This is a genomic window from Castellaniella daejeonensis (assembly GCF_039523555.1).
GTDB classification, from domain to species: domain Bacteria; phylum Pseudomonadota; class Gammaproteobacteria; order Burkholderiales; family Burkholderiaceae_B; genus Castellaniella; species Castellaniella daejeonensis.
This window is the reverse complement of record NZ_BAAAFN010000009.1, coordinates 37866-64497: the sequence shown is the minus strand read 5'-3', so window position 1 is coordinate 64497 and position 26632 is coordinate 37866. Positions and strand designations below refer to the sequence as shown.

Here is a 26632-nt window from a genome sequence, read left to right as displayed (position 1 = left end):
CGTCCCTTATTGCTGGGCGATCTGGATGCGGCTGTCCTGCAGCCGCGCCATCAGTTCGATCTGCGGACGGTAGAGGGCAACCACGTCCTGGAAGGCCTTGCGATCGGCCGGCTCCAGCGTGCGCGCCACCGGCAGGTCCACCGCAAGCGGGTCGACCGGTCGATTGTCGATGCGGAACTCGTAGTGCAGGTGCGGCCCGGTGGCCCAGCCCGTCGAGCCCACGTAGCCGATCAACTGGCCCTGCTGGACGCGGTCGCCCTTTTTCAGGCCCTTGGCGAAACGGCTCTGGTGGGCGTACAGCGTGGAATATTTGCCGAAGTTCTTCAGGATGATGACGTTGCCGTAGCCGTTCTGGCGGCCGATGAATTCGACCGTGCCGTCGGCCGTCGCATGGATCGGCGTGCCGGAGGGCGCGGCATAGTCCACGCCCTTGTGGCCGGTCCAGTGCTTGTGGATCGGGTGCATGCGCATGCCGAAGCGCGAGCTGATGCGGGTGAACTTGATGGCGGTGCGCAGGAAGGCGCCTTTCAGGCTGGCTCCCGAGAAATCGTAGTAGCCGCCGGATTCCTGGCCTTTCTGGAACCAGACGGCGCTGTAGGTCTTGCCGCGGTTGATGAATTCCAGCGCGCGGATGTGGCCGGTGCCGACTTCTTCGCCGTCGTGCATGTAGGCGTCGTAGACGATGCGGAAACGGTCGCCCTTGCGCAGGTCTTTCAGGAAGTCGATGCGGCTGCCCAGGATGTCCACCATTTCCATGGTGATCGCATCCGGGATCTGGGCCTGGTCGGCAGCGCCGAACAGGGAGCTGGTGATTTCGCCTTCGGCGATGCGGGTTTCGCGGATGGCGGCGGTGGTGCGTTCCTGGGCGGAGAAACCACCGTCGGCGGGCCGGACTTCGAGCCAGGCGGAAACGAGGCCGGATTTTTCGGTGGTGCCCGGCGTATGGGTATAGCGCAGCCACACCATCCGGCCCTGTTCGTCCAGGGCGGCCTGCACGGTGCGGCCGGGGTAGAGCTTGTAGATGGACCGTGCCCGCTCGTCGTGCGTCAGGAAGGCCAGCAGGCCGTCTTCGTGCACCCCCAGGCGGTTCAGCAGGTCGGACACCGTGTCGCCGCGGCGGATGCGGGTCGAGGCGATGTAGGGCGCGGCCTTTTGGTCGCCCGCGACATGCTGGGGCGGCAGGTCGAGCGTCTGGCGGGCCTGGAAGATGGGTTCGGGAGGCGTGGAAGGCTGGACGACGGCCAGTGCAGCGGCAGTCAGGAACAGGCCGCCGGCGGCGAACAACAGACTGCGGGTGACGTGATGGCGGCGTTGTTGCGGGGTGGCCTCAGGCATCATGGGTGGAATGGGTCCGGTGGATTCGGGCTGTGCGCATCCTGGGCGAGAGAGGGGTTCTGCTAACATGAGACCCCGCCGCCCGGATTGGCGTCGAATGTGTTGTACAGAAGCTGCGATGGCACGTTATGCTAGCGCATACCTGTCGTTTTTTCGAGCAGTTTTTCATTTTTCTCTGGTAAAAGCGTATATCATGTCGTCCCCCTCCGACCCCGTCGACCCCCGGATCGCCGAAGATCTGCGCGTGGCCCAGCGGGGTTGCGACGAATTGCTCGTCGTTTCCGAATTCGCCACCAAACTGGCGCGCAGCCGCGCAAGCGGCACGCCCCTGCGCATCAAGCTCGGCCTGGACCCCACCGCGCCCGACATCCACCTGGGCCATACCGTGGTGCTCAACAAGATGCGCCAGCTGCAGGATCTGGGCCATACCGTGATCTTCCTGATCGGTGACTTCACCGCGCAGATCGGCGACCCCAGCGGTCGCAACGCCACCCGCCCGCCGCTCACGCCCGAGCAGATCCGCGAAAACGCCAAGACCTACTACGCCCAGGCCAGCCTGGTGCTGGACCCCGACCGCACCGAGATCCGCTACAACTCCGAATGGTGCGATCCGCTCGGCACCCGCGGCCTGATCCAGCTGGCCTCGCGCTACACCGTCGCCCGCATGATGGAACGCGACGACTTCACCCGCCGCTTCAAGGGCGGTGTGCCGATCTCCGTGCATGAATTCCTGTATCCGCTGCTGCAGGGCTACGATTCCGTGGCCCTGAAGGCCGATCTCGAGCTCGGCGGCACCGACCAGAAATTCAACCTGCTGGTGGGCCGGGAACTGCAGAAGGAATACGGCCAGGAACCCCAGTGCGTCCTGACGATGCCGCTGCTGGAAGGCACCGACGGGGTCGAGAAGATGTCCAAGTCCAAGGGCAACTACATCGGCATCACCGAGTCGCCCGACTCCATGTTCGGCAAGCTGATGTCGATCTCCGACACGCTGATGTGGCGCTATTTCGAGCTGCTGTCCTTCAAGTCCCTGCAGGAAATCGGCGCCTTGCAGGCAGAAGTCTCGGCCGGGCGCAATCCGCGCGACGCCAAGGTCCTGCTGGCCCGCGAGATCGTCGACCGGTTCCATGGCGCCGGTGCGGGCGAGCGCGCCCTGGAGCAGTTCAATGCCCGGTTCCGCGACGGCGCGATCCCCGACGACATGCCCGAAATCACCGCCGGCGCCGCGCCCATGGGCATCCTGAAGGTGCTGCGCGAATCGGGGCTGGCGGCTTCGGCATCCGAAGCGCAGCGCAATATCGAGCAGGGCGGCGTGCGCATCGATGGCGACCGCATCGAAGACAAATCCCTGCTGCTGCCGGCAGGCACCTATGTCATGCAGGTCGGCAAACGCAAGTTCGCTCGGGTCACGCTGACCTGAGCCCGAGGCACCCACGGAGGACCCCATGAAACTGCACAGCGAATCCTTCCCCGACCAGGGGGTCATTCCCGAACGCAACGCCTTCGCGCGGGTCGATCCGCAAACCCACGTCACCCTGGCCGGCAACCGCAACCCGCACCTGGCCTGGTCCGACGTGCCCGATGGCACGCGGTCCTTCGCGGTTCTGTGCGTCGATCCCGACGTGCCGACGCGGCCCGACGACGTCAACCAGGAAGGCCGCGAAGTCCCGGCCGACCTGCCGCGCACCGACTTCTTCCACTGGGTCCTGGTCGACGTGTCGCCCGATACGCGCGCCATCGCCGAGGGTGACTATTCCAACGGCATCACCCCGCGCGGCAAGGCCGGCCCCCTGGCCCTGGACGGCACGCGCCAGGGCCTGAACGACTACACCGGCTGGTTCGCGTCCGACCGCGACATGAACGGCGATTATTTCGGCTACGACGGCCCCTGCCCGCCCTGGAACGACGCGCTCGTCCACCGCTACGTCTTCACGGTCTACGCGCTGGATGTCGCCGAGCTGGGCGTGTCCGGCCGCTTCACCGGCGCGCAGGCCCTGGAGGCCATGCGCGGCCACGTGCTGGCCCAGGCGTCCCTGACCGGAACCTACACCCTGAATCCCCGCCTGCACGCCCTGTAGGCGCATGCATGTAGGCTGGCGGGGGTTCGCGCTAGAATGACCCGATTTCCCCGATCTTTCTGATCTTTCTGCCTCCAGGACTATTACTTCCCATGTTTGACCGTTCCCGCACCCTCGATCAGGCCGACCCGGACATCTGGGCCGCCATTCAGCAGGAAAACGCCCGCCAGGAACAGCACATCGAGCTGATCGCCTCGGAAAACTATGCCAGCCCGGCCGTCATGCAGGCCCAGGGCACGCAGCTGACCAACAAGTACGCCGAAGGCTATCCCGGCAAGCGCTATTACGGCGGTTGCGAATACGTGGATGTGGTCGAACAGCTGGCCATCGACCGCCTGAAGGCGATCTTCGGCGCCGAGGCCGCCAACGTGCAGCCGAATTCCGGTTCCCAGGCCAACCAGGGCGTGTACATGGCCGTGCTCAAGCCGGGCGATACCGTGCTGGGCATGAGCCTGGCCGAAGGCGGCCACCTGACGCACGGTTCGCCGGTGAATGCTTCCGGCAAGCTGTACGACTTCCATTCCTACGGCCTGGACGCCAACGAAGTCCTGGACTACGACAAGCTCGAGGAACTCGCGCGCACTCTCAAGCCAAAGCTGATCGTCGGCGGTGCCTCGGCCTATTCGCTGCGCATCGACTTCGAACGCATGGCGCGCATCGCCCACGACAACGGCGCCCTGTTCATGGTGGACATCGCCCACTATGCGGGCCTGGTGGCCGGCGGCGTCTACCCGAACCCCGTGCCGCATGCCGATTTCGTCACCTCGACCACGCACAAATCCCTGCGCGGTCCGCGCGGCGGCGTGATCATGATGAAGGCCGAATTCGAAAAGGCCATCAATTCCGCCATCTTCCCGGGCATCCAGGGCGGTCCGCTGATGCACGTCATCGCCGCCAAGGCCGTGGCCTTCGGCGAAGCCCTGCAGCCCGAATTCAAGGCCTATGCCGCCCAGGTGGCGGCCAATGCCCGCGTGCTGGCCGACACCCTGGTCAAGCGCGGCCTGCGCATCGTGTCGGGCCGCACCGAAAGCCACGTGATGCTGGTCGACCTGCGTGCCAAGGGCATCACCGGCAAGGCCGCCGAGGCGGTCCTGGGCCAGGCCCACATCACGGTCAACAAGAACGCCATCCCGAACGACCCGGAAAAGCCCTTCGTCACCAGCGGCATCCGCCTAGGCACGCCGGCCATGACCACGCGCGGCTTCAAGGAAGCCGAAGCCGAACTCACCGGCAACCTGATCGCGGATGTGCTCGACAATCCGAACGATGCCGACAACATCGCCCGGGTGCGCGCACGGGTCAACGAGCTGACCGCGCGCTTGCCGGTCTATCGTTAAACCAACCGGAACGGGCGCCTGCGGGCGCCCGCAGCGCAGATGAAGTGTCCGTTCTGCAGTTGTGCCGATACGCAGGTCGTGGATTCCCGGGTCTCCGAGGAAGGTGACACGATCCGGCGCCGCCGACGCTGTACGGCATGCGATCGCCGTTTCACCACCTACGAGCGGGTCGACCTGATGATGCCCGCCATCGTCAAGCGCAACGGCACCCGGGTCGATTTCGATCCGGCCAAGTTGCGCGACAGCATGGCCCTGGCGCTGCGCAAGCGCCCGGTCAGCGCCTCGGCGGTGGATGCGGCCGCCGCGCGCGTCCAGGAACGCCTTCTCACCAGCGGCCGTCGCGAGGTTCCATCGGATTACATCGGCGAGCTGGTCATGTCCGAATTGCGCCAGCTCGATCCGGTGGCGTATGTGCGCTTCGCCTCGGTCTACCGCAGTTTCGAGAACATCCGTGAATTCGTCCATGCGATCGACGAATTCCGCCGCGCGGACGATGCCGATGACAAGGACTGATTCTTCCCTTGATTTGCCGGGCCGCCCCGACGCAGCGGGCGGCGTGCCGCAAGCGCATCGCGGGGGGGCTTTCCCGTCCACCGAGGATCATCGCTGGATGCGGCGCGCCCTCCGGGTGGCCGAGCAGGCGCAGTTCGTCAGCAGCCCCAACCCGCGCGTCGGCTGCGTGCTGGTGCGCGACGGCCGCTGGCTGGCCGAAGGCAGCACCCAGCGGGCGGGCGGCCGCCACGCCGAGGCCCAGGCCCTGCACGAGGCCGCACTCCTGGGGGTGGACGTGCGTGGCGCCACGGCCTACGTCACCCTGGAACCCTGCAGCCATACGGGCCGCACGCCGCCGTGCGCCGATGCGCTGGTCGCGGCGGGCGTTGCCCGGGTCGTGGTCGGGCTCCAGGATCCCAATCCCAAGGTGGCTGGCCGCGGAATCGAACGTCTGCGCGCCGCCGGCATCCAGGTCGACGTGGGCCTGTTCGCCGAAGACGTCCTGGCCCAGAATCCCGGCTTTTGCGCCAGGATGACGCGCGGCACGCCCTGGCTTTGGCTGAAGTCGGCGTCGTCCTTCGACGGGCGCATGGCCTTGCCCGACGGGCGCTCGCAGTGGATCACGGGGGATGCCGCCCGCGACGACGGGCACCGCTGGCGTGCCAGGGCCTGCATGGTGCTGACCGGCATCGGCACGGTGCTGGCCGACGACCCCATGCTGGATGTGCGTGCGGTCGAGACGCCGCGTCAGCCGGTCCGCGCCGTGCTGGACACGCAATTCGTGCTGGGCGAGCAGGCCCGGATCATCAACGGCGATCCGGTGTGGGTCTTCACCACGCGCCCCGATGCGGGCAAGGCAGCCCGCCTGGCGGCCCGCAACGTGCGCGTCATCGTGCTGCCCGCCGACGAATACGGCGGCCTGTCCCTGCAGGCCCTGGTGCGCTGGCTGGGAGACCACGAAATCAACGAGGTCCACGTCGAGGCCGGCGCCCGCTTGCAGGGGGCGCTGGTCCAGGCCCGGCTGGTCGACGAATGGGTGAGCTATCTGGCGCCCAGCGTCCTGGGCGACGGCCAGAGCCTGGCGGCACTGCCCACGCCCGTGGCCAGCCTGGACCAGGCCTACCGGTACGAATTCCTCGACGTCCTGCAGCTGGGCCGGGACATGCGCCTGCGGCTGCGGGATCCGGCACGCTGGCAGGCGTTGGTCGAAGCCTGCGGTTTGAAAATAGGATAGCCCCATGTTCACTGGTATCGTCGCGGCCGTGGGCCGCATCACCGAAGTCCGCCCCCTCGGGAATAGCGAAGACGCGGGCGTGCGCCTGTCCATCCAGGCCGGCGGCCTGCCGCTGGCGGCGACACGCCTGGGCGATTCGATCGCCATCCAGGGGGCCTGCATGACGGTCGTCGCCCTGCATGGGGATGCGTTCGAAGTCGATGTCTCGCGCGAAAGCCTGGATCGCACCTGCGGCCTGGACCGTCCCGGCGAGGTCAACCTGGAGCATGCCCTGCGGCTGGGCGACAGCCTGGACGGACACCTGGTTTCCGGCCACGTCGACGGTGTGGGCCGCGTGACCTGCTTCGATGCGGTCGAGGAATCGACGGAACTGCGCATCATCGTCCCGGCCCACCTGTCGAAGTATCTGGCCTACAAGGGCTCGATCACGGTCAACGGCGTCAGCCTGACGGTCAACCGCGTGGACGACCAGGAAGAAGGCACGGAAATCTCCATCAACCTGATCCCCCATACCGTGCAGGTCACGACGCTGCGCAACCTGGAAGTCGGCTCGCCCGTCAACCTGGAGATCGACCTGATCGCCCGCTATGTCGAGCGCATGGTGGGCGGCATGGGGGTGGCCGTTCCCGTGGGCCTGGGCGCCGCCTGATCCGTCGGGCGGGACACGGTTTACCGGCGCATGCCGGCCCGTGCGGGCGCGCTGTCGAATCTTGCATTCTTCTGTTAGAATAGCGGACTTCGCCTGCCGCCATGGCGTGCAGGCATGCAGGACAGGTGGCCGAGTGGTTGAAGGCGCACGCCTGGAAAGCGTGTATACGTGAATAGCGTATCGGGGGTTCGAATCCCCCCTTGTCCGCCAAGATTCAAGCCCCTGGTTCCGTCCGGAACCAGGGGCTTTTTCAATGGCGACGTCTCTGGGCCGGGCCCGGGCGCCGACGGCGGCATCCGGGCCGGGGCCGCGCGGGCGGATCTCAGTCCATGCCCGGCACGGTGTTGGAAAAGCCGCAGTCCACGTGCAGGATCTCACCGGTGATGCCGCTGGCCAGGTCCGACAGCAGGAAGGCGGCGGCGTTGCCGACCTCTTCGATGGTGACGTTGCGTCCCAGGGGAGATTGGGATTCGACGTACTTCAGCATGTTGGAGAAGTCGCGGATGCCGCTGGCCGCCAGGGTCTTGATCGGGCCGGCGGAAATGCCATTGGCGCGCAGGCCCTTGCGGCCCATGGAACGGGCCAGGTAGCGCACGCTGGCTTCCAGGGATGCCTTGGCCAGGCCCATCATGTTGTAGTTGGGGATGGCCTTTTCCGCGCCCAGGTAGGTCAGGGTGAGGACTGAGCCGTTGCGGCCTTCCAGCATCGGCAGCGCGGCCTTGGCCAGCGCGGGGAAGCTGTAGGCGGAAATGTCGTGGGCGATGCGGAAGTTCTCGCGCGTCATGCCGTCCAGGAAGTCGCCTTCCAGGGCTTCGCGCGGGGCAAAGCCGATCGAGTGGACCAGTCCGTCCAGGCCGTCCCAGTGCTCGCGCAGGGCGGTGAATGTCGCCTCGATCTGGGCGTCGTCGGAAACGTCGCAGGGAATGACGATGTTGCTGCCGAGTTCTTCGGCGAAGCCGCGCACGCGGCCTTCAAAGCGTTCGCCGACATAGGTGAATGCCAGTTCGGCGCCCTGGGCGCGGCAGGCATGCGCGATGCCGTAGGCGATGGATCGGTTCGAAAGTACGCCGGTGATCAGGAGGCGTTTGCCGTTCAGAAAGCCCATGTTGTGTCCTGTTGATGAAATTTTTACCCTTGCACCTCGGTCCCCGGCACGCGCAGTCGCTGGCCGGTGGATAGCGAGGAATTCTTCAGGTTGTTGAGCTTGCGCAGGGCGTCCACCGAGGTGTTGTAGCGCCGCGCCAGCGAATAAAGGGTGTCGCCCTTCTTGATGGTATGGGTGCGGATGCTGGGCTTGGGCCGCAGATCGGTTGCGTTCAGCCGCGAAGAAACGCGCGCCGGGGTGCCCGCCTGGCTGGTTTCGGGACGGGCGTAGGGCTCGCCGGCGGGCGCCTGGTAGGACGCCAGCATCAGGCCGCCCGACGGGGCCTCGCGGGCGGGAAGCAGCAGGGCGGCCGTGGTTGCGCGGGTCTGCTTCGATCCCAGCTTGTTGGCCTGGCGCAATTGGTCCAGCGTGATGCCGTGCGCCTTCGCGATGCTGGCCAGGGACTGGCCCTTCTTCGGGTGGTAGATCTGCCAGGATGACAGGCGGCCCGTATAGGATTCCAGGTTTTCGTTGAAGACCCCGACCTTGTCCAGCGGCAGGTGCAGGGCCGGGTTGTGGGCGGCCAGGATGATGGGCCGGTTGTACGAAGGATTCAGCGCCTGGAAATCTTCGAGCGGCATTTCCGCCAGGGCCGCGGCCACGGCGATGTCCATGTCGCGCGATTTGTGCACCGTGGTGAAGTAGGGTGTGTTGCTGACGTTGGGCAGGGTGATGCCGTATTTTTCCGGCCGGGCGATGATGTTCTTGATCGCCTGCAGCTTGGGAACGTAGTTGCGAGTCTCGTCGGGCATGTCCAGGGCCGTGTAGCCGGTCGGCTTGCCGGCCTCGGCGGCCTTGTCCATGGCGCGCTTCACGGCGCCTTCGCCCCAGTTGTACGAAGCCAGCGCCAGGTACCAGTCGCCCTGGAAATCGTACAGATAGCTCAGGTAGTCAAGCGCTGCCTGGGTGGAAGCCACGGGGTCGCGCCGCTGGTCGCGCCACCAGTTCTGCTCCAGCTTGTAGTGCAGGCCGGTGCTGGGGATGAACTGCCACAGGCCGGATGCCTGGGACCGCGACAGGGCGTTGGGGTTGTAGGCGGATTCCACGAAAGGCAGCAGCGCCAGTTCGGTGGGCAGGCCGCGGCGGTTGAGTTCGTCGACGATGTAGTACAGGTACTTGCCTGCCCGCTGGCTCATGAGCAGCACCGACTGCGGGTGCGAGGCGTAGTAGTCCGTCCAGTAGTCGACCCGCTCGTTGCGCAGATTGGGAATGGCGAAGCCGCGCCGGATGCGGTCCCACATGTCGCGGGGCGGGTGAGTCAGGTCGACTGTGCGCGAGGTGTCTTCCGCCACATAGGCCTGGCGCTGATCGGCCGCTTGGTGACGGGTGGCACAGCCAGCCAGCACCACCAGGATCAGCGGCAGGAGAAGTCGCAGGATTTTCATGGGTGGATCATTGGGGGGGTAGGGGGGCGCGAATTGCCCGATTTTACCCAATGAATCACACGTTTGTGCGAAGCACTTGAGAAAACGCCCGAATCGCCGTCACGGTCCGGCGTCGGGCGGCAGTCCTGTACCCCGATCGGGCGGGCGTTCTAGCGGAAGTCGTTCTTCCATTGCCGCAGGGCGGCGAAGACCTGCTGGGGCGTGTCCAGCGGGGCCTGGGCATGCCGGCCGGCCGCCGCGCGGATGCCGGCCAGGCCGGTGCGCAGGAACGGGTTGGTTTCCCGTTCCAGGCTGATGGTGGAAGGCAGGGTGGGCAGGCCCTGGGCCCGCAGCCGGGCCGCGTCGTGGGCACGTGCCTGCAGGGCGGCATTGCCGGGCTCGACCTGCAGGGCCCAGCGGATGTTGGATTCGGTGTATTCGTGCGCGCAGCACACCAGGGTGTCCGGCGGCAGCCTGGCGAGCTTGTCCAGGGAATCGAGCATCTGGGCCGGTGTGCCTTCAAACAGGCGGCCGCAACCCGCGGCGAACAGGGTGTCGCCGCAGAAGACGGCCGACCGGCCCAGGCCGAGCAGGCCGGCATAGGCGATGTGCCCCGCCGTATGGCCTGGGATGTCCAGCACATGGAACCGCAGCCCGGTCCCGGGCAGGTCCACGGTATCGCCTTCGGACAGGGCCACGTCCAGGGCCACGTCCAGGGCCGGGATGTTTTCATGGCGCGGCCCGTAGACGCGCGCCCCGGTTCGCTGTTGTAATGCACGCACCCCGCCGACGTGGTCGCCGTGATGGTGCGTGATCAGGATGGCTTCCAGGGTCGGCCCGTTGCGCAGCAGATCTTCGACGGGGCCGGATTCCCCGGGGTCCACGACGAGCGCGTGGCCGTTTTTCTGTACCATCCAGATGTAGTTGTCCGACAGGGCCGGGATGGGCGTCAGGATGGCCTGCGCGGCTTGGGAAGGGACGGACGGGTTCATGGCAAGGGAGTCAGGGTGGCACCGCAGCGCGAAATGCCGATCGAATTGGCCGAATGGCTGGAAACCCCGGCGGGGCGGTACGTGCGCGCCTGGGAACAGCGCCAGGTCGATGCCATGGTCAGCAATGCGTTCGGTTATCATGCCATACAAATCGGGCTGCCGCACTGGAACCTGCTGCAGGCCAACCGCATTCCCTACAAGGCCTGGGCACATAGCCCCAGCGCACCTTTCGGGACGCGGGCCGGACGCCTGGTCTGCGAACCCGAGCAATTGCCTTTCGACACGCAGAGCATCGACCTGATCGTCATGCCGCACACCCTGGAATGGTGCGCGGATCCGCACCAGGTGCTGCGCGAGGTCGAGCGGGTGCTGATGCCCGAGGGCCGCGTGGTGCTCACGGGCTTCAATCCATACAGCCTGTGGGGCCTGCGCGAATCCCTGCCGGGACTGGACTTGCGCCTGCCGGTGTCGGTGCCGTCCCAGGTCTCGCCGGCACGCCTGAAGGACTGGTTCAGGCTGCTGTCCTTCGAATTAGACCGGGGCCGTTTCGGCTGCTATGCCCCCCTGTGCTCCACCCAGGCCTGGCTGCATCGCTGGCGCTTCATGGAGCATGCGGGCGACCGCTGGTGGCCCGCCGGCGGCGCCGTGTACGCGATTGCGGCGGTCAAGCGGGTGGCGGGCATGCGCCTGGTGGGGCCGGCCTGGCGCCAGTCGCGCCGCCGCCGCGTGCGCCGTGGCGCAGTGGCCCCCGTTGCCAACCGCATCAATGAGGATACACATGTCTGACCCCTCGGACGGTCTGAAGAACAATGGCGCCGGCCCCCGGGTGGATGCCTGGACCGACGGCGCCTGCAAGGGCAATCCCGGCCCCGGCGGTTGGGGGGTGCTGCTGCGCCAGGGACCGCACGAAAAATCCCTGCACGGCGGCGAGCCGGACACGACCAACAACCGCATGGAGCTGATGGCCGTGATCCAGGCCCTGCGGGCGCTCAAGCGCCGCTGCGTGGTGACGGTGCATACCGATTCCTCCTACGTCCAGAAAGGCATGACCGAATGGCTGCCCAACTGGAAGCGGCGCGGCTGGCGTACGGCCGACAAGAAGCCGGTGAAGAACGCCGACCTGTGGCGGATCCTGGACGAGCTGGCGGCCGGGCATGAATTACACTGGCGGTGGGTCAAGGGCCATGCCGGCGACCCGGGCAACGAGCGGGCGGATGCCCTGGCCAATCTCGGCGTCGAAGACCCGCAGGGCACACGCACTCTCTGAATTTCGCCATATGGCCGGCCCCTGAAGGCCGGCAAGGAACCCCATGCGCCAAATCATTCTGGATACCGAAACCACGGGCCTGGAGCCCGAGCAGGGCCACCGTGTGGTGGAACTGGCCTGCGTCGAGATCCTCAACCGGCGGGTCACCGACCGCCACCTGCACCTGTACCTGAACCCGGACCGCGACAGCGATCCCGAGGCGCTGCAGGTGCACGGCCTGACGACCGAGTTCCTGTCCGGCCATCCGCGTTTCCCGGAAGTCGCCCAGCAGCTGGTGGATTTCGTGCGAGACGCCGAGGTGATCATCCACAACGCGGCCTTCGACGTGAAGTTTCTCAACGCCGAACTGCGCCGCGCCAACCTGCCGCCTTTCACCGAGCTGTGCGCCAAGATCACCGATTCGCTGATGGTGGCCCGCGAGATGTTCCCGGGCAAGCGCAACAACCTGGACGCACTGTGCGAGCGGTTCGGCATTTCCAACGCGCACCGGACGCTGCATGGCGCCTTGCTCGACTCGGAATTGCTGGGCGAGGTGTGGCTGGCCATGACGCGCGGCCAGGATTCCCTGCTGGACGAAGCCGCCGACGATGCGTCGGGCGGGGCCGGCGCCAGCGCGGCCGGCGCGCTGGGCCGGTTCGATGCGTCCCGCCTGCCGGTCATCCAGATCGACGAACAGGCCCTGCAGGCCCACGAGGCCTACCTCGACGGGCTCGACAAGGCTGCGGGCAAGCCTTGCCTGTGGCGGCAGATCGAGCATCCCGAGGCGGCCCAGCTGGATGAGGCGGCGGGTTGATGCGGCAGGCAGGCCCCGCGTCTGCCGCATCCGTAAAAACCATGTATAATTGCCGTCTTTCCAGTCGGCTGTTCCCGCGCGTCACGCGCAATTCCTGAACGGCCCGATTGGGCGGTTAGCTCAGTGGTAGAGCACTGCCTTCACACGGCAGGGGTCACTGGTTCGAACCCAGTACCGCCCACCATCCGCATCCTCTCGCGGTTCACCCCATCTTCCCGGGCTCTTCCCCATAATCGGGGGAAGGGCACTCATCAAGTACGGTGCATCACACCATCCCAACCGCACAGGGCCAAGACCCTAAGCCGGTAATTTTCAAAGTTCCTAAACCCATACGCCCGGCGCGAGATCATTTCCATCTTGGTATGGAAGCCCTCTGTGATGCCGTTGGACTTGGTGAAGCGCCACATCCTGACGATGGGTTCTAGCCAGGATTTTAATGTGGCCGCCAGCGCTCTGGCCGGGCTTTGCTCGAACTGTGCGATCAGTGCAAGGAACTGTGGCAACATCCGCCGGGCTCGCTTTCGCTTCAAGCTCTTCATCCCTAGAAACCCATTCAATTGCTGCTTGGCGAAGTACAACGCCTGAAGGGTCGGTGACTGGGCCAGATACTGATGCAGGCGCTCTTTCTGCACCGCAGAGAGCTTCCAGTGATGCCGGCGCATCAAGCTCAGTAAACCTCGGTTCTTTCGCCCTTCGGGATCATGTTGCTGCCACAGTTTCAAAAAGTGCTGATTCACCAGACGCACCACATGGAATCGATCAGCCACGATCATGGCGTTAGGGAAGTACTGCTGGGCAATGCGGCGATAGGTCTCCGATAAGTCCATCACGATAACGCGCACGTTCTCCTTGCCTGGCAAACGCTTCAGATAGCTGCGTAGACTCGGCTCAGAACGCCCTAACACCACGTCGAACACCTTGTGGTTCTTCAGATCGACCAGCGTGGTCGCGTAGCCTCGCTTGCGCGTAAAGAAGTGCTCATCGATACCCAGCACCTGAGGGCAGCTCCTGCCCGAGAGCTCGGAGACGCGACGGCGCACATACGACTGATACCAGCGCTCAACCGTCGCGCTGCCGATCCTGTGAGTCCTGGTCAGGCGCTTTTGACTGACACCGCCCTCATGCGCCTCAAAGACCTCCAGCCGATACGACTCGGTGGCTCGATAACGCGGGCGAATGCCAGGGAATCGATGACGGAAGAACCGATTGCACTGTTTGCAGTGATACTTAGGCACCCTCAAGTGCAGCACCATTAAACGGTCGCCCACACGGGTGTGCTTGACTGTGCGCAGGTACGTGGCCTTGATCCGTACTGCGGTCTCGTTGCAGTACACACATGCCGGACGGTGCTTAGGCTTGGCCCACACGTGAATGTCCTCTCGACGCTGAACGCGTTCAATCGCCAAGCCGCCAAAGCCTAAGATAGAATCAACTGGGGACATCGGTATTTCCTCTCATTATTCCTGTTCGTCGCAACAACAAGTTTAATGATGAGTACCGCTTGTCCCCCTTTTATGATGAAGAGCCTCTTCCCGCATGCTTCGCAACGGCTCTTGGCTCTTCCCCATAATCGGGGGAAGGGCACTCATCAAGTACGGTGCATCACACCATCCGACGCCGCCCCGTGCACCGTACGAAGGCGGCGGGCGGGGCGGACAGACCGGCTGCAGGGGCGCGGGGCGCCGCCTTGGGGTGGCCGGGGATTACAGCGGATAGTGCTCGTTTTCGCCGATGATCAGCGAGCCGTCGGCGCGCGCGGCGGCCAGTTCGGCCAGGACCTCGGCGCGTGTCCTGGAGGCGCTTTCGGAGCCGATCAGGGGGTAGTCCGCCTGTTCACCGAACTCGACCTGGCCCTGGGCCTGGGCCAGGCGCAGGGCATTGACCACTTCCGCGCGGCTCAGGGTGCTGGGCGTGCTTTCGACCGGGTAGTTCCCGTGTTCGCCGATGGTCACGAGCCCCTGGGCCTGGGCTTCGTGCAGTTGCTGGACGACTTCGGCGCGGGTCAGATCGGCTGCCTGGGCCAGGCCGGCGGAGGCCAGGCCGAGCGTGAGAGCGGCGAGGGTAGCGGTGACTTTCATGATGGTTTCCTTCAATCAAAGTGTTAAATGAGGCAGGGCGCTGCGGGCTTTCCGTTTTGCGCGCTATGTCCTGCCCCTGTGAAACGTATTCTCCGCCGTTGCTGCTCTGCAATAAATAGGTTGGAAGTGAATTCAGTTTTCCATTGTTGAAGGCAATGCGTCCCGGAATGCGGGACAATGCCATGCCCGGTCTCAGGGCCTCGCCCAGGAAAGAAGCCATGTCTCCTTCGTTGAACGATATCGAGCTGTTCGTGGAAGTGGCGCGCGGCAGCAGCTTTACGCGCGCAGGCGACGTGCTGGACATGCCGGCCTCCACCGTCTCGCGGCGGATCTCCGCCCTGGAAAAGTCGATAGGCGTGCGGCTGCTGAACCGCTCCACCCGCAAGGTGAGCCTGACCGAGGCGGGCGCCGCTTATTTCGCGCGCTGCCGGCACATCGTGGAAGAAGCCCGGCTCGCCCATGAAATGCTGATGGACGAGGCAGGCAGCCCGCGGGGGCGCCTGAAGGTGTCGATGCCGTCCACGCTGGCCATGTCGCTGCTCTCGGATGCCTTGCGGGAGTTTTCCATGCGCTATCCGGAAATCGAATGTGAATACGATCTCAGCGTGCGCCCGATCAATCTGCTGTCGGATCCCTACGATGTGGTGATCCGGATCGGGGAGCCGCCCGATTCCGGCATCGTGTCGCGGCTGCTGGGCACCCTGGTCCTGGGCCTGTTCGCATCGCGCGAATACCTGGATGCACGGGGCATCCCTGAACGGCCGGAGGATCTGGACCGCCATGAGTGCCTGCGCTCCAGCACCGAACGAGGGGATTCGCTCTGGAGGCTGTTCTCCGAGGACGGCAAGGAACGGCAGGTTCGGGTCAAGGGCAGGATCGCGCTGAACCAGGTGCTGATGCTGCGCCGCATGGGCGAATTGGGCATGGGCATCGTGCCCCTGTCCATCCAGGCCATGACGGGCGGCAGCCTGGTGCGCGTGCTGCCGGAGTGGTCGTTCGCCCCCATCCCGATGGCGGCCCTGTTTCCATCCCGCATGATGCCGGCCCGGGCGCGGGTCTTCATCGATTTCGTCAAGGAACAACTGGCAGGCGTGCCCCTGCTGATGGGCAACCCGCGCTTTCCGGCCGGGTGAAGTCCCGCGCGGGTGCAGCTAGGGCCGCTGCGCGGCCGGGTCCTGCTGATGCGTGGTGCCCGGTTCCGGCGTGCGGATGCGTTGCGAGAATTCCAGGGCGGGTCCCGGGTGTGAAGCGCGGCGCGTGATGTCGGCGCGGGCCCGCAGGACATCCAGCGGCAGGCTCGTGTCCAGGCCGCCGTGGCCATACAGGTATTCGGGCAGGTAGCCCGACAGGATCAGGCGGATGTCCAGCGGCAGGCCGGGAACCAGCGGGCGGACCATGTCGTAGACCAGCGTGGTGCAGTTGGCCGTCAGCGTGTGGTAGAAGCGCGGCTCGATCGTGAGCTGGTTGGCGCGCGCCACATAGGACTTGAACAGGGCGCGCATGGCCGGCACGGGCATCCGGACCGGATACAGGAAAACCTGCTCGCCCCGGGGGCCGGCGCGCACGTACAGGATGTCGCGCTCTTCGGCGGCCACGATGGCCAGCTCGAATTGCTTGAAGAAGCCGCCCAGGGAAGAAAACGCCTCGTCGCGTTCCCTGCGGACCTCGACGGAGAACACGACGTGGCGTCCGTCCTCGAAGCCGAAGGACACCAGGGTATGCGCGATGGCCGGTCCCATCCAGTAGGACAGCGCCATGTCCACTGAGGTCAGGGTGTCCAGGTCGTAGGTGCCGTCGTGCCAGCGCGCGGTGTAGTCGGTGTCGCTGCGCCAGTCGAAGTCCCGGATATCGTGCAGTGTGACCAAGGCCCCTTGCACGCTGCCGCGCAGGGGGCGGGAGACCTCGTCGGCCCAGTCGCGGTCGTTCGATGGCTTCAGGCTCAGCCACCAGAACGCCAGCACGATGAGTGCCAGGACGCAGGCGGCGAGAACCCAGCGGACCATGGTGGTCCTAGGACGCGTCCGGCCCGCGCACGCGCGGACGGACGATCACCTGTTCGGCCGGGCCATCCGCCACCAGGGTCTCGTCGTCTTCGTCCTCGGAGAAGGCGGGCATGGGGAAGTCTTCCTCGTCGAAGGCGCGGTCGCCGTCGGCATCGGCCCTACCCGTGGGGCGCAGGTTGGCGAAATCCATCAGCGCGGGGTCCATCAGGTGCGAGGGCACCACGTGCGACAGGGCGCGGAAGATGTTCCAGGTGCGGTTGGTGAAGTGGCGGTCCCATTCTTCCAGCATGCGGCCCACTTCCTTGCGCTTCAGGTTTTCCTGGGAGCCGCACAGATTGCAGGGGATGATCGGGAATTCACGCAGCTTGGCGTAGGCGGCCAGGTCTTTCTCGCGCACGTAGGCCAGCGGCCGGATGATGACGTGCTCGCCGTTGTCGGACACCAGCTTGGGCGGCATGGCCTTCATGCGCCCGCCGTAGAACAGGTTCAGGAAGAAGGTTGCCAGGATGTCGTTGCGGTGGTGGCCCAGGGCGATCTTGGTGGCCCCCAGTTCGCGGGCGACGCGGTACAGGATGCCGCGCCGCAGGCGCGAGCACAGAGAGCAGGTGGTCTTGCCTTCGGGGATCAGCCGCTTGACGACCGAGTAGGTGTCCTGGTTCTCGATGTGGAACGGTATGCCGCGCGCGCTCAGGTAGTCGGGCAGGACATGCTCCGGGAACCCGGGCTGCTTCTGGTCCAGGTTGACGGCGATGATCTCGAAATCGATGGGCGCGCGCTCGCGCAGGGTGAGCAGGATGTCGAGCAGACCGTAGGAGTCCTTGCCGCCCGACAGGCAGACCATGACGCGGTCGCCGTCCTCGATCATGCCGTAGTCGCTGATCGCCTTGCCGGTTTCGCGCAGCAGCCGCTTGACGAGTTTGTTCTCGTTGACGCTGCGGCGTTGCGGGTGCGCTGCAGGGGCAGAGGCCGGGTCGGTGTCGAGGGCCGCCTCGGGCGGCACCGGAAGGGAAGTGTTCATGGATGGGACGGATTCAGCGGCGGCGGGATTGTTCTACACAGACGGTGCAGTCGTCGAAGGCCGCCGGTTTGCAGATGCGGATTTTAACGCCCAGCACGCCGGGGAAATCGCGCAGGATGCGGTCCAGCGTGCGGTCCACCAGGGTTTCCAGCAAATCGGTGTGGGAGCGGGTGGCTTCCTCGATCAGGGCGGCACGCAGCAGGCGGTAGTCCAGCACCGAGCCGATGTCGGCATCGTCCACGGGGCGCGAGGCGTCGGTGTCGAATTCTGCCCGGATCACCAGCGGCTGCGCGGCGCGGCGCTCGTGATCCAGCATCCCGATCGGCGCCTGGACGCGCAGTTCGTCCAGGATCACGCGCCGGGTGTTCATGTGTTCCCCGTGGCGGCGCGGGCCGGCCCCGGGTGAGCGACCCGCTTCAGCTGGTGGCGCAGGGCGGCCGGCTTGCCCAGCCGTACCGTGTACTGGCGCAGTTCGTCGCGCCGGAAGACATGCAGGGTCAGGCGTTCGCCGGGGCGTCGCGCATCCAGCAGGCGGTCCAGGCCGGCGGCATCGGTGATGCGCAATCCGTCGGCGGCGATCAGCAGGTCGCCGGCCGACAGGCCGGCGCGGTGCGCGGGGCCATGCTCGTAGACGGTTGCCAGGCGCAGGCCTGCCGGATCGGCCTGCGTGCGTACGTCCAGCGTGGGCCGCGTGCTGTCGGGTTGCACGGACAGCTCGATGCCGGCGCGCGCCAGGGCGGCCTTCAGGGGCACGTCCTCGCAACCCAGGGCATGGCGGGCGATGAAGTCGCCCACGTCGGCCCCGGTGGCGGCGTGGATCAGGCCGGGCATGGCGTCTTCGGCCACGCCCCGCGGGCGGCCCTGGTAGAAGTCGCGGCCGTAGCGTCGCCACAGCAGGCGCATCACATCGTCCAGGCTGCGTGTCCCACCGGACTGGCGGCGGATTTCCAGGTCCAGCCCCAAGGCGACCAGCGCGCCCTTGGTGTAGTAGCTGACCAGGGCGTTGGGCGAGTTTTCGTCCTGCTTGTAGTAGCGCGTCCAGGCATCGAAGGAGCTTTCGGCCACGGATTGCTTCAGGCGGCCTCCGGCGCGCAGCACCTGGTCCAGCGTGCGGCCGACCAGTTTCAGGTAGGCGGGCTCGTCGATCACGCCGGCGCGCAGCAGCATCAGATCGTCGTAATAGGACGTGAAGCCTTCGAACACCCACAGCAGTTTCGTATGGTTCGGGCGGCTCAGGTCGTAGGGGGCGAAGGCGGCGGGCTTGATGCGCTTGACGTTCCAGGTATGGAAGTATTCGTGGCTGAGCAGGCCGAGGAAGGTCACGTAGCCCTCGGGGGCTTCGCGGCCCTGCGCGGGCAGGTCGGCGCGGCGGGTGATCAGGGCCGTCGAGGCGCGATGTTCCAGGCCGCCGTAGCCATCGCCCGTGACCGTCACCAGGAAGACATAGCGCTCCGCGCTGTCCAGGAACGGTGCGCGTCGGGTGGCAGGCTCGAACAGCTCGATCTGGGCCGCGCAGATCTTCTGCGCATCGGCGGCGATGCGTTCCAGGTCCAGGCCGGGAATCCGCCCGGTGAACACCAGGTCGTGGACCGCTCCGTGGGTCTCGAAGCTGATGCACTGGGGGGTGCCGATCTCGACGGGGTGGTCGATCAGCGCGTCGTAGTCGCGGGCCCGATAGAGGCCGAAACCGCGCAGGGCGGCCGCTTCCGGATGACCGGCGGCCGGCGGCAGGCTGGTGTAGACCTGCCAGCCGCGCGCGTGGGCGGGCGGCCGCAGATCCAGCAGGCAGGGTTGCGATTCCTGGCCGACCACCGCCAGGAACAGGCTGCAGCCGTTGAAGAAGGCGTGGCTTTCGTCGAAATGCGCGCCGCGCACGGACAGGTCCCAGGCGTAGACCTGATAGTCCACGGTCAGCGGCCCGGCGCAGGGGGCGCAGCGCCAGGTGTGGCTGTCGGTCTTGCGCACGGCGACCGGCGATCCGCCGGAAGAAACCTGCAAAGTTTCGATCTGTCGGGCAAAATCACGGATCAGGTAGCTGCCGGGAATCCAGGCGGGCAGGCGCAGGCTCTGTCCGGCCGGATCGGGGCACGGAACCGTCAGGCGGATGGCATAGCGGTGTCCGGCCGGATCGGCCAGGGATACCCTGTATCGGATCATCTGTTCATCATTCATGTTCGATAGTTTACTTTGGAGGCACCATGAGCGAATCGTTCGTCAAGGTCGAAGTCAGGGGGCGTGTCGGCCTGCTGACCCTGAACCGCCCGCAGGTCCTGAACGCCCTGAGCAACGAGGTCATCGATGAGTTGTCGGCCGCCGTGCGCGCCTTCGAGGCCGACGACGGCATCGGCGCCATGGTGCTGACAGGCAGCCAGAAGGCCTTTGCCGCCGGGGCGGACATCTCCGCCATGTCCGACTGGACCTACATGGACGTCTACAAGGCCGACTACCTGGGCGGCAACTGGGACGCGCTGCGCCGCATCCGCAAGCCCATCATCGCGGCCGTGTCGGGCTATGCGCTGGGCGGGGGCTGCGAACTGGCCATGCTGTGCGATTTCATCATCGCCGCCGAAAACGCCAAGTTCGGCCAGCCGGAAATCAAGCTGGGCGTCATTCCCGGCTATGGCGGCACCCAGCGGCTGCCGCGCGCGGTGGGCAAGGCCAAGGCCATGGACCTGGTGCTGACGGCCCGCATGATGGATGCCGCCGAGGCCGAACGCGCCGGGCTGGTGTCCCGCGTCGTGCCGGTCGAACGCCTGCTGGACGAGGCGCTCGAAGCCGCCGGGACGATCGCCTCGATGTCCCTGCCTGCCGTGATGATGGCCAAGGAATGCGTCAATCGCGCCTACGAGGCCTCGCTGGACGAAGGGCTGCTGTTCGAACGGCGCAATTTCCATGCCCTGTTCTCCACCGAGGACCAGAAGGAAGGCATGCGCGCCTTCGTGGAAAAGCGCAAGCCGGAATTCAAGCACCGCTAGCGCGCCATCGGCTCGCCCCGGACTGGCCATCCTGCGGATGGATGGTCTAGTCCGAATGGCCGATCAGCCATTCGTCCCTTACGGGTAGGCTGGAAAGTCCTTATCGTCATCAGATACAGAATGTTGTGAATGTTCTGATCCTGGTTACGGAGGGAGGGCGCGATGGCTGAAGCGCAACCGACACATGGCCGCGGCGATGCCGCGGCCTCTTCGCGCGTGGTCGATCGGACCGTGGCAGACCGCAGGGCGTTCCAGAAGGCGCTGGCGCATTGGCCGCTGCTTGCCGAGATGGATCGCTACCTGGCCTGGCACCGGCGGGCTTCGTCCACCCGGGGCGATCGCCCGGATGTGCCGCAATGAACATCCTGACCTTGACGGGCGTGCGCGGCGGCGGAGGCACCACGACGATTGCGGGGATGCTGGGAGATGCCCTGCACGGGCTGGGCCAGCGGGTGCTGCTGGTGGACCTGAACGCTTCGGACCTGCTGCGCCTGCATTTCGATGTCGCGCATGGGGACGAGCATGGCTGGGTCGCCGCCGGATTTCCCTTCGAGTGGCGGCGCCAGGCGTTCGAACTGGCGCCCGGCCTGATGCTGGTGCCTTTCGGGCGTGCGGCCGTCGAAGATGCCGGGGTGTCGCCCTTGCTGCATGGCGATGACTTCTGGGTGCGCGCCCTGCCCAGCCTGGCGGGGGATTTCGACTGGGTGCTGTTCGATTGCCCGTCCTACCCCGGTCGTCCGGTGCCCGGCCTGAGATTCCACAGCACGCTGGACGTGCTGATCGCCCGCCCGGACGTCGCCGCGCATGTGCTGCTGGCACAGATCGGGCTCGACGTCAGCAGCCATCTGCTGGTCAATGATTATGATCCGTCCCGTCCGCTGGAACGCGCCATCGTGCGGGACTGGCGTCACCACTACGGCGCGCGCGTGCTGCCGCAGGCCATCTGCCGCGACGAGCGCCTGCACGAGGCACTGGCGTGCAAGCAGCCGATCACGCGCTACCGGCCAGATGCCGCCGCGAGCCGGGCTGCCCGGTCGATTGCGCAATGGTGTCTGTCGCCTGTCTAGGCGGCCGTATCGCTGTGCAAGGTGGCGCTCTGCGTCGCCGGGTCGTGCCAACCCAATGTCGCGCCGCGCGACACGGCAGCGTAGACCGCCGCGTTGCGGCTGTTGACCGACAGGCGCTGGTAGAGTGCTTCGGTGTGGGTTTTGGCGGTGGCCACCGAGATGTTCAGTTCCCGGCTGATCTTTTTCAGCGGGTAGCCCTTGGCCAGGAGCACCAGCACTTCGTACTGGCGGGGTGTCAGTCGAAGCAGGCCGGCTTCCCGGGAAATGAGTTCCTGGGTGAGCGCCTGGTCCTCGCCCTGCGGCGCGGCCGGCATGGGCGCGGCCTTCGGAAGATGCAGCAGGTTGTCGGGGCGTGGCGGTTCGTCCTGGATTGCACAGGGCGGAGCCTGCCGGTCGTACCAGCGCCGCCTGGGCGGCTCGTGGTTTTCTTGCTGCTGCGCATCGTCGCGCATGTCGGGGGGCGGGAAACAGCTGCCGCCGGCCAGGACGAGCATGATGGAGGTCTTCAGCACTTCCTGCGAGGCAAGCTTGGAAATGTATCCGGCCAGCATGGGGGGCAGCTTGAGCAGCGAATAGGGCAGTGTCGGAGCTTCGGACAGCAGCAGGATACGGCGCGGCGCGTAGTGTTCCTGTGCTGCCGTGACCAGTTCGATCATCCGGTCGTAGGTGTCCGGCACCGACAGCAGCATCAGGTCGATGCTGGCCCGTCGGGGCGTGCCGTGAAAGAGCTGTGAATAATCGATACCGGTTGTGGCAAGACCGCAATCCAGCGTCCTCAGCAGCGTCAAGAGGCCCATGCGCGACAGTGCGTTGGGCTCCACTACAGTGACGTTCACCATTGTGAAGCTCCTTTCTCAGAACCCCGGGCCGCACAAAATGTGCGGCAGATGTTCATTTTTTATGTCTACGTACGTTTTGGCAATCCTTGATTTGCCATTTGTGACTTATTTTTCTGTTCATGATCATTCTATGTGCATCATTGTTTCATTTGTATTGAATCGCAGACGGCATCTGCGTCATGGGCAAAGTCGATCATGCTGATCCTGCCTTCATCGGTATGGTGGAACAGGATCGTCCGGCTGGACCGCAGAACCTGGAGCTGCATGGGGCTGATGCCGAAGTGGCTCGCCATCTCGGCGGGCAGCGTGTCGCCCAGGGGCTTGCGCCGGTCGATGCCGCTGAAGCGCACGGCGTTGTAGCAGGCCCAGGCGGCCAGCAGCAGCCCGATCCAGGCCGCCACCAGCGTGTACGCCAGCAGAGCCTGCGCATCGGGCAGCAGCCTGGACACGACGGGGTCGGCTGCAGGCGCCGGGCCCACCAGCAGGGATTGGACGCCGGATGCAAACAGGAAACAGAATGCGGCCCAGGCCAGCGCCGTGAGCAGGCAGTCGAGTGCGGCTACGAGGGTGGAGCGGGGGGTTTTGACGATCATCATGGTGTGGGCGCCTTGATGCCGCGGTCGGGACTTTCCCAGCGGGCCCTGGCGCGGTGGCGCCTGAGCATGACGCGGGGAAAGGCCCACAGCGTGGTGAGCAGGCTGATCAGCCAGTAGGCCAGGGGATACCAGATCACCCAGTACAGCGAGCGAAACAGGCCGCGCTCGTAGCGGTGGTCGATGAAGATGCTGATGCAGAACTGCAGCAGGCAGGCCACGGCCAGCACCATGCCGGTAAAGGCGGGCGGCATCAGTGTCTCGACCTGGATGCGGTCGGGCAGCTGCACCAGCAGGCCGGCCCCCCACAGCACCAGGGACAATGCCAGGGCGAAGGACCAGACCGTCGAGATGCAGTATTCCAGCGCCATCGGCCAGAGGCGGTGGTAATGCCAGGCCCGGATGCCGGGGAGATTCTTCAGGAAGACCTCGGCACCGCCCTGCGCCCAACGCAGCCGCTGCTTCCACAGGCCGCGCAGCGTTTCGGGCATCAGGATCCAGCACAGGGCGCGCGGCTCGAAGAAGATCGACCAGTGGTCGCGCTGCAGCTTCCAGCTGATGTCGATGTCCTCGGTCACCATGTCCAGGCTCCAGTAGCCGACCCGATCCAGCGCCTTGCGCCGGAAGGCTGCCACCACCCCGGATACGGTGAACACCTGGCCGTAGACGCGCTGGGTGCGCTTGATCAGGCCCACGATGGAAGAGAATTCGCCGACCTGGACGCGGCCGATCAGCGTGGACCGGGTGCGCACGCGCGGGTTGCCGGTGACTGCGCCGACCCGCGGGTGGCGGACCATGGGCGCCACCAGGTAGGCTGCTGCATCGCGTTCCAGGATGGCGTCGCCGTCGATGCAGACCAGATATTCGCCCCGGGCCGCCAGTGCGCCCATGCGCAAGGCCATTGCCTTGCCCTGATTGCGGGCAAGGTGGATCACGCGCAGCCGCGGGTGGGACTCGGCCAGTTGGTCCAGCATGTCGCCCGTGCCGTCTGTGGAGCCATCGTCGATGGCGAGCACTTCTATCCGTGGATAGCGTTGGCCCAGGGCCGACAGCACGGTGTCGGCGCCGTGCTGGACCTCATTGTGGCAAGGGATCAGGATGGAAATCCAGGGCAGTCCCGGCAGGTAAGGAGGGGGGGTTCCGGGCCCCCAGGGCCAGCGCCGTTCCCAGTGCAGCCAGTAGTACAGCCCGCCGAACATCCACAGGCCCGACATGAACAGGGGGTAGAAGAAGACGAAGTCCAGGATCAGGTTGCCCGTCCACAGCAGGGCAGCGCCCACGGGCGCGCCGGCGACCAGGCACAGGATCAGGAAGGCGAGCAGTCGGTCCGTCATCGCAGCTTCTCCTCAGCGGTGGGGATACCAGGCCGTCGAGATCGCGGGCCGGATGGTTTCGAGTTTCGGCCGATCCTGCGCGAAATCGTCCGGGTAGTAGCCGAAATTCGGGGCACCGGCGCGTTGCAGGCGCTGCATCCATCCGGCCAGGACCGAGCCGCTCACGTGGGGGCTGCCCGGCCGGTTCCAGTCGCGTGTCTGGAGTTCGAACACGGTGCGCTCCAGCGCCTCCGGGCGCTGCCGGACCGTTGCGACCAGGCGGTCGAGCCAGGCATCGGCCCGCGCGGCGGGAACCCGCTCCATCAGCGGCATCGCCATGGGCACGGTCCAGTCATAGGCCGCGAGGAAATCGTCCAGGTTTTGCGCGAACCAGGCTTCGCTGGCCGGGTTCAGGATCGGCTCGGCATAGATGTTGCGGGCCGTTTTGACCTGGATGCCGCGGATGGCGCGGACATGCGCCGCCAGCTGCTCCGTCAGCTCGATCAGGCTGCGGCTCTTGAAGCGCGTCCAGCGTTGCCATGTGTCCGGATCGGCGCGCAGCGCTGCGATCGAATCCGGCAGGCCCGCGGCACGGTAGGCGGCGAGCGCGGGCGGGCTCGCATCCTCGTAGTCGCTCAGGATTGCATCGTCATGGAAGAGGATGCCGTCCACCGGCGCGCTGCGCGCCATGTCCTCGTAGAGCTCGGTGATGGCCTGGCGCGCCTGGGAGTCGAACGGAGACAGCCGGCGATATTGACCCGGATCCGGCTGTGCCGGGGCGGCCGCGTCGGCCGGGTTCCATCGGTCAATCCGTGCGATGCCGTCGGGCAGGTCGAAACTCAGGACGGGCATCCAGGCGTAGACCTCGACATGGGCGCGGGTCCTGAGCTGCCAGACCGCCCGGTTGAACAGGTCGGCCCGCACCGGCAGCCAGCGGTTGGGAAAGTAGACCGCGCGGGCGAGGCCGTCGCCCTCCGGGTCGGCGAAGGCCTGCAGGTAGACCGTGCTGATCTCGAGATCGGCGATGCGCTGCACCAGTGTGCCCAGGTTCCGATCCATCTGCAGGGGATCGGGATCGTAGACGTAATCGAGGTCGACCTGGGCGACCCGCTGGATTCCCCGCGACTCCAGGGCGAGCACGGACCGGGCAAACGCTTCCATGTCGGGTGAGCCGTTGATGAGCAGGCGCGGCATGGCGCTCAGGTGATCCGTGCTGGCCAGGCCGTCGTTCAGGGTCAGGCCGATCCGGTAGCCGTGCTGCTGGATGATGCCCATTGCCTCGCCGCTGGCGGCGCCGTACGGCCAGATCCATACCCGGGGAGACTTGCCGGCTGCTTTCCCGATCTTGTGCGTGATGTTTTGCACGTCGGTGTCGATCCGCTGGCGATAGGCCGTGTTGCTTTCGTAGGTCTGCGTCGCGGGATCGTAGCGGTGCGTGGCGGCGGCCGGCTCCATATTGCCCTGGGGGTTGGCGATGATGCCGTGATGCAGGTCATCCGTATGAGAGGCGATCTCCACCAGGCCCGATGCCGCGACGCGTGTGACCTCGTCCCAGGTGGCGAACCGTTCCCTGGGGACGCGGATCGTGCCGAACATGACGGGTTCGGTTGCCGGGGTGTCCAGCCATTTGCCCACGGGCGCCCAGACCGCGGGCCAGTTCATGGCCTTCAGAATGGGAAACGCGCGGTTGTAGAAGCTGCGGTAGCCGTCGTCGAAGGTCAGCAGTACCGCTTTTTCGGGCAACGGCGCCCCGCCGTCATGCGCCTGCAGTATCTGGTCCACCGAGACGGCCTGGTAGCCGTGCGTCTTCAGCCATTCCATCTGCGCGACGAAGAGATCGGTCCGGACCGACAGGAAGCGCTGGTCGGGATCGGTGTCCTCGATGTCGTGGTAGGCCAGGATGAGGACATGGTTCTTCGGCCAGGGCTGGTCCAGCGCAGGCACGGGCCGCTCGTTCACCGGCGTGAGCCGGGGTGCGCTACCGGCGCAGGCGCTCAGGAGCAGGCAGCAGGCGAGCGCGATGCATTGAAAGACGGAGACATGAACGCGTGGCATGGATCG

General features: G+C 66.1%; 27 protein-coding genes and 2 tRNA genes. 15 read left to right on the top strand and 14 right to left on the bottom strand.

What is annotated here, in order from left to right; all coding sequences use genetic code 11:
* Positions 1-6 precede the first annotated feature (6 nt).
* Entirely contained in the window at positions 7-1338 is a 1332-nt protein-coding gene (locus tag ABD022_RS06160; RefSeq protein WP_414647477.1) for a M23 family metallopeptidase, read from the bottom strand.
* Positions 1339-1528: 190 nt separating this feature from the next.
* On the opposite strand from ABD022_RS06160, the gene tyrS reads away from it, so the two are divergent.
* The 7 genes from tyrS (at position 1529) to ABD022_RS06125 (ending at position 7335) form a co-directional block, all read left to right on the top strand.
* Positions 1529-2755 (top strand): tyrosine--tRNA ligase, encoded by a 1227-nt coding sequence (gene tyrS / locus ABD022_RS06155; protein WP_325126751.1) that lies wholly within the window; start codon positions 1529-1531, stop codon positions 2753-2755.
* Positions 2756-2780: 25 nt separating this feature from the next.
* Positions 2781-3413, top strand: a complete 633-nt coding sequence (locus ABD022_RS06150; protein ID WP_325126752.1) for a YbhB/YbcL family Raf kinase inhibitor-like protein — start codon at positions 2781-2783, stop codon at positions 3411-3413.
* A gap of 92 nt (positions 3414-3505) precedes the next feature.
* Positions 3506-4750 carry a serine hydroxymethyltransferase gene (gene glyA / locus ABD022_RS06145; RefSeq protein ID WP_325126753.1) on the top strand — a complete coding sequence of 415 codons (1245 nt, stop codon included), beginning with the start codon at positions 3506-3508 and terminating at the stop codon, positions 4748-4750.
* A gap of 39 nt (positions 4751-4789) precedes the next feature.
* Complete coding sequence (nrdR, locus tag ABD022_RS06140; RefSeq protein ID WP_343820480.1) at positions 4790-5263, top strand: transcriptional regulator NrdR; 474 nt, start codon at positions 4790-4792, stop codon at positions 5261-5263.
* A gap of 43 nt (positions 5264-5306) precedes the next feature.
* Positions 5307-6476 (top strand): bifunctional diaminohydroxyphosphoribosylaminopyrimidine deaminase/5-amino-6-(5-phosphoribosylamino)uracil reductase RibD, encoded by a 1170-nt coding sequence (gene ribD / locus ABD022_RS06135; RefSeq protein ID WP_325126828.1) that lies wholly within the window; start codon positions 5307-5309, stop codon positions 6474-6476.
* Positions 6477-6480: 4 nt separating this feature from the next.
* Positions 6481-7125: a riboflavin synthase gene (locus ABD022_RS06130; RefSeq protein ID WP_343820478.1), complete on the top strand. Its 645-nt coding sequence runs from the start codon at positions 6481-6483 to the stop codon at positions 7123-7125.
* Between the two features lie 119 nt (positions 7126-7244).
* Positions 7245-7335: transfer RNA gene (locus ABD022_RS06125), tRNA-Ser, on the top strand.
* A 112-nt stretch (positions 7336-7447) separates the two neighbouring features.
* Here ABD022_RS06125 and fabI read toward each other — a convergent pair.
* The 3 genes from fabI to gloB form a co-directional block, all read right to left on the bottom strand.
* The gene (fabI, locus tag ABD022_RS06120; RefSeq protein ID WP_343820476.1) at positions 7448-8230 is read right to left on the bottom strand and encodes an enoyl-ACP reductase FabI; all 783 of its coding nucleotides are present in this window, start codon (positions 8228-8230) and stop codon (positions 7448-7450) included.
* Between the two features lie 23 nt (positions 8231-8253).
* A complete protein-coding gene (locus tag ABD022_RS06115; RefSeq protein ID WP_343820474.1) occupies positions 8254-9654 on the bottom strand; it encodes a transglycosylase SLT domain-containing protein in 1401 nt (466 codons plus the stop codon).
* Positions 9655-9803: 149 nt separating this feature from the next.
* Entirely contained in the window at positions 9804-10625 is an 822-nt protein-coding gene (gene gloB / locus ABD022_RS06110; RefSeq protein ID WP_343820472.1) for a hydroxyacylglutathione hydrolase, read from the bottom strand.
* Between the two features lie 15 nt (positions 10626-10640).
* Here gloB and ABD022_RS06105 point away from each other — a divergent pair, with 15 nt between their 5' ends.
* From ABD022_RS06105 to ABD022_RS06090, 4 genes are all read left to right on the top strand, one after another.
* Positions 10641-11411, top strand: coding sequence for a class I SAM-dependent methyltransferase (locus tag ABD022_RS06105; protein WP_414647478.1), 771 nt, complete (start codon positions 10641-10643; stop codon positions 11409-11411).
* The gene (gene rnhA / locus ABD022_RS06100; RefSeq protein ID WP_325126760.1) at positions 11404-11892 is read left to right on the top strand and encodes a ribonuclease HI; all 489 of its coding nucleotides are present in this window, start codon (positions 11404-11406) and stop codon (positions 11890-11892) included. Before ABD022_RS06105 ends, rnhA begins: the two co-directional genes overlap by 8 nt.
* 43 nt (positions 11893-11935) lie before the next feature.
* Complete coding sequence (gene dnaQ / locus ABD022_RS06095) at positions 11936-12685, top strand: DNA polymerase III subunit epsilon (protein ID WP_343820469.1); 750 nt, start codon at positions 11936-11938, stop codon at positions 12683-12685.
* 109 nt (positions 12686-12794) lie between these two features.
* A tRNA-Val gene (locus ABD022_RS06090) sits at positions 12795-12869 on the top strand.
* Positions 12870-12936: 67 nt separating this feature from the next.
* On the opposite strand, the gene ABD022_RS06085 is transcribed toward ABD022_RS06090, so the two are convergent.
* The gene (locus ABD022_RS06085) at positions 12937-14127 is read right to left on the bottom strand and encodes an ISL3 family transposase (RefSeq protein ID WP_343820468.1); all 1191 of its coding nucleotides are present in this window, start codon (positions 14125-14127) and stop codon (positions 12937-12939) included.
* A 261-nt stretch (positions 14128-14388) separates the two neighbouring features.
* The gene (locus tag ABD022_RS06080; RefSeq protein ID WP_325126764.1) at positions 14389-14763 is read right to left on the bottom strand and encodes a DUF4148 domain-containing protein; all 375 of its coding nucleotides are present in this window, start codon (positions 14761-14763) and stop codon (positions 14389-14391) included.
* Positions 14764-14981: 218 nt separating this feature from the next.
* On the opposite strand from ABD022_RS06080, the gene ABD022_RS06075 reads away from it, so the two are divergent.
* Positions 14982-15896: a LysR family transcriptional regulator gene (locus ABD022_RS06075; protein WP_325126766.1), complete on the top strand. Its 915-nt coding sequence runs from the start codon at positions 14982-14984 to the stop codon at positions 15894-15896.
* An 18-nt stretch (positions 15897-15914) separates the two neighbouring features.
* On the opposite strand, the gene ABD022_RS06070 is transcribed toward ABD022_RS06075, so the two are convergent.
* Genes ABD022_RS06070 through ABD022_RS06055 form a run of 4 tightly spaced genes read right to left on the bottom strand, consistent with a single transcriptional unit; the run spans position 15915 to position 19956 of the window.
* Entirely contained in the window at positions 15915-16766 is an 852-nt protein-coding gene (locus ABD022_RS06070; RefSeq protein WP_343820466.1) for an Lnb N-terminal periplasmic domain-containing protein, read from the bottom strand.
* A 7-nt stretch (positions 16767-16773) separates the two neighbouring features.
* Positions 16774-17784, bottom strand: a complete 1011-nt coding sequence (gene ttcA / locus ABD022_RS06065) for a tRNA 2-thiocytidine(32) synthetase TtcA (RefSeq protein WP_414647479.1) — start codon at positions 17782-17784, stop codon at positions 16774-16776.
* 13 nt (positions 17785-17797) lie between these two features.
* Positions 17798-18154, bottom strand: coding sequence for a dihydroneopterin aldolase (locus tag ABD022_RS06060; protein WP_325126785.1), 357 nt, complete (start codon positions 18152-18154; stop codon positions 17798-17800).
* Positions 18151-19956 (bottom strand): M61 family metallopeptidase, encoded by a 1806-nt coding sequence (locus tag ABD022_RS06055; protein ID WP_343820465.1) that lies wholly within the window; start codon positions 19954-19956, stop codon positions 18151-18153. The genes ABD022_RS06060 and ABD022_RS06055 overlap by 4 nt, the downstream gene beginning before the upstream one ends.
* Positions 19957-19982: 26 nt before the next feature.
* On the opposite strand from ABD022_RS06055, the gene ABD022_RS06050 reads away from it, so the two are divergent.
* The 3 genes from ABD022_RS06050 to ABD022_RS06040 all read left to right on the top strand — a co-directional run bounded on the left by ABD022_RS06050 (position 19983) and on the right by ABD022_RS06040 (position 21826).
* Positions 19983-20759: an enoyl-CoA hydratase gene (locus ABD022_RS06050; RefSeq protein WP_325126789.1), complete on the top strand. Its 777-nt coding sequence runs from the start codon at positions 19983-19985 to the stop codon at positions 20757-20759.
* A 162-nt stretch (positions 20760-20921) separates the two neighbouring features.
* Complete coding sequence (locus tag ABD022_RS06045; protein ID WP_343820464.1) at positions 20922-21119, top strand: hypothetical protein; 198 nt, start codon at positions 20922-20924, stop codon at positions 21117-21119.
* On the top strand, positions 21116-21826 hold the full coding sequence (locus tag ABD022_RS06040; protein WP_325126793.1) for a cellulose synthase operon protein YhjQ/BcsQ: 711 nt from the start codon (positions 21116-21118) through the stop codon (positions 21824-21826). The genes ABD022_RS06045 and ABD022_RS06040 overlap by 4 nt, the downstream gene beginning before the upstream one ends.
* Here the strand turns inward: ABD022_RS06040 and ABD022_RS06035 are convergent.
* The 4 genes from ABD022_RS06035 to pgaB all read right to left on the bottom strand — a co-directional run bounded on the left by ABD022_RS06035 (position 21823) and on the right by pgaB (position 26626).
* Complete coding sequence (locus ABD022_RS06035; RefSeq protein WP_325126795.1) at positions 21823-22665, bottom strand: response regulator transcription factor; 843 nt, start codon at positions 22663-22665, stop codon at positions 21823-21825. The genes ABD022_RS06040 and ABD022_RS06035 overlap by 4 nt on opposite strands.
* 137 nt (positions 22666-22802) lie before the next feature.
* Positions 22803-23261, bottom strand: a complete 459-nt coding sequence (gene pgaD / locus ABD022_RS06030) for a poly-beta-1,6-N-acetyl-D-glucosamine biosynthesis protein PgaD (RefSeq protein WP_325126797.1) — start codon at positions 23259-23261, stop codon at positions 22803-22805.
* Complete coding sequence (gene pgaC, locus ABD022_RS06025; protein ID WP_325126798.1) at positions 23258-24592, bottom strand: poly-beta-1,6-N-acetyl-D-glucosamine synthase; 1335 nt, start codon at positions 24590-24592, stop codon at positions 23258-23260. Before pgaC ends, pgaD begins: the two co-directional genes overlap by 4 nt.
* Positions 24593-24604: 12 nt before the next feature.
* On the bottom strand, positions 24605-26626 hold the full coding sequence (gene pgaB, locus ABD022_RS06020) for a poly-beta-1,6-N-acetyl-D-glucosamine N-deacetylase PgaB (RefSeq protein WP_343820461.1): 2022 nt from the start codon (positions 26624-26626) through the stop codon (positions 24605-24607).
* Positions 26627-26632 lie beyond the last annotated feature (6 nt).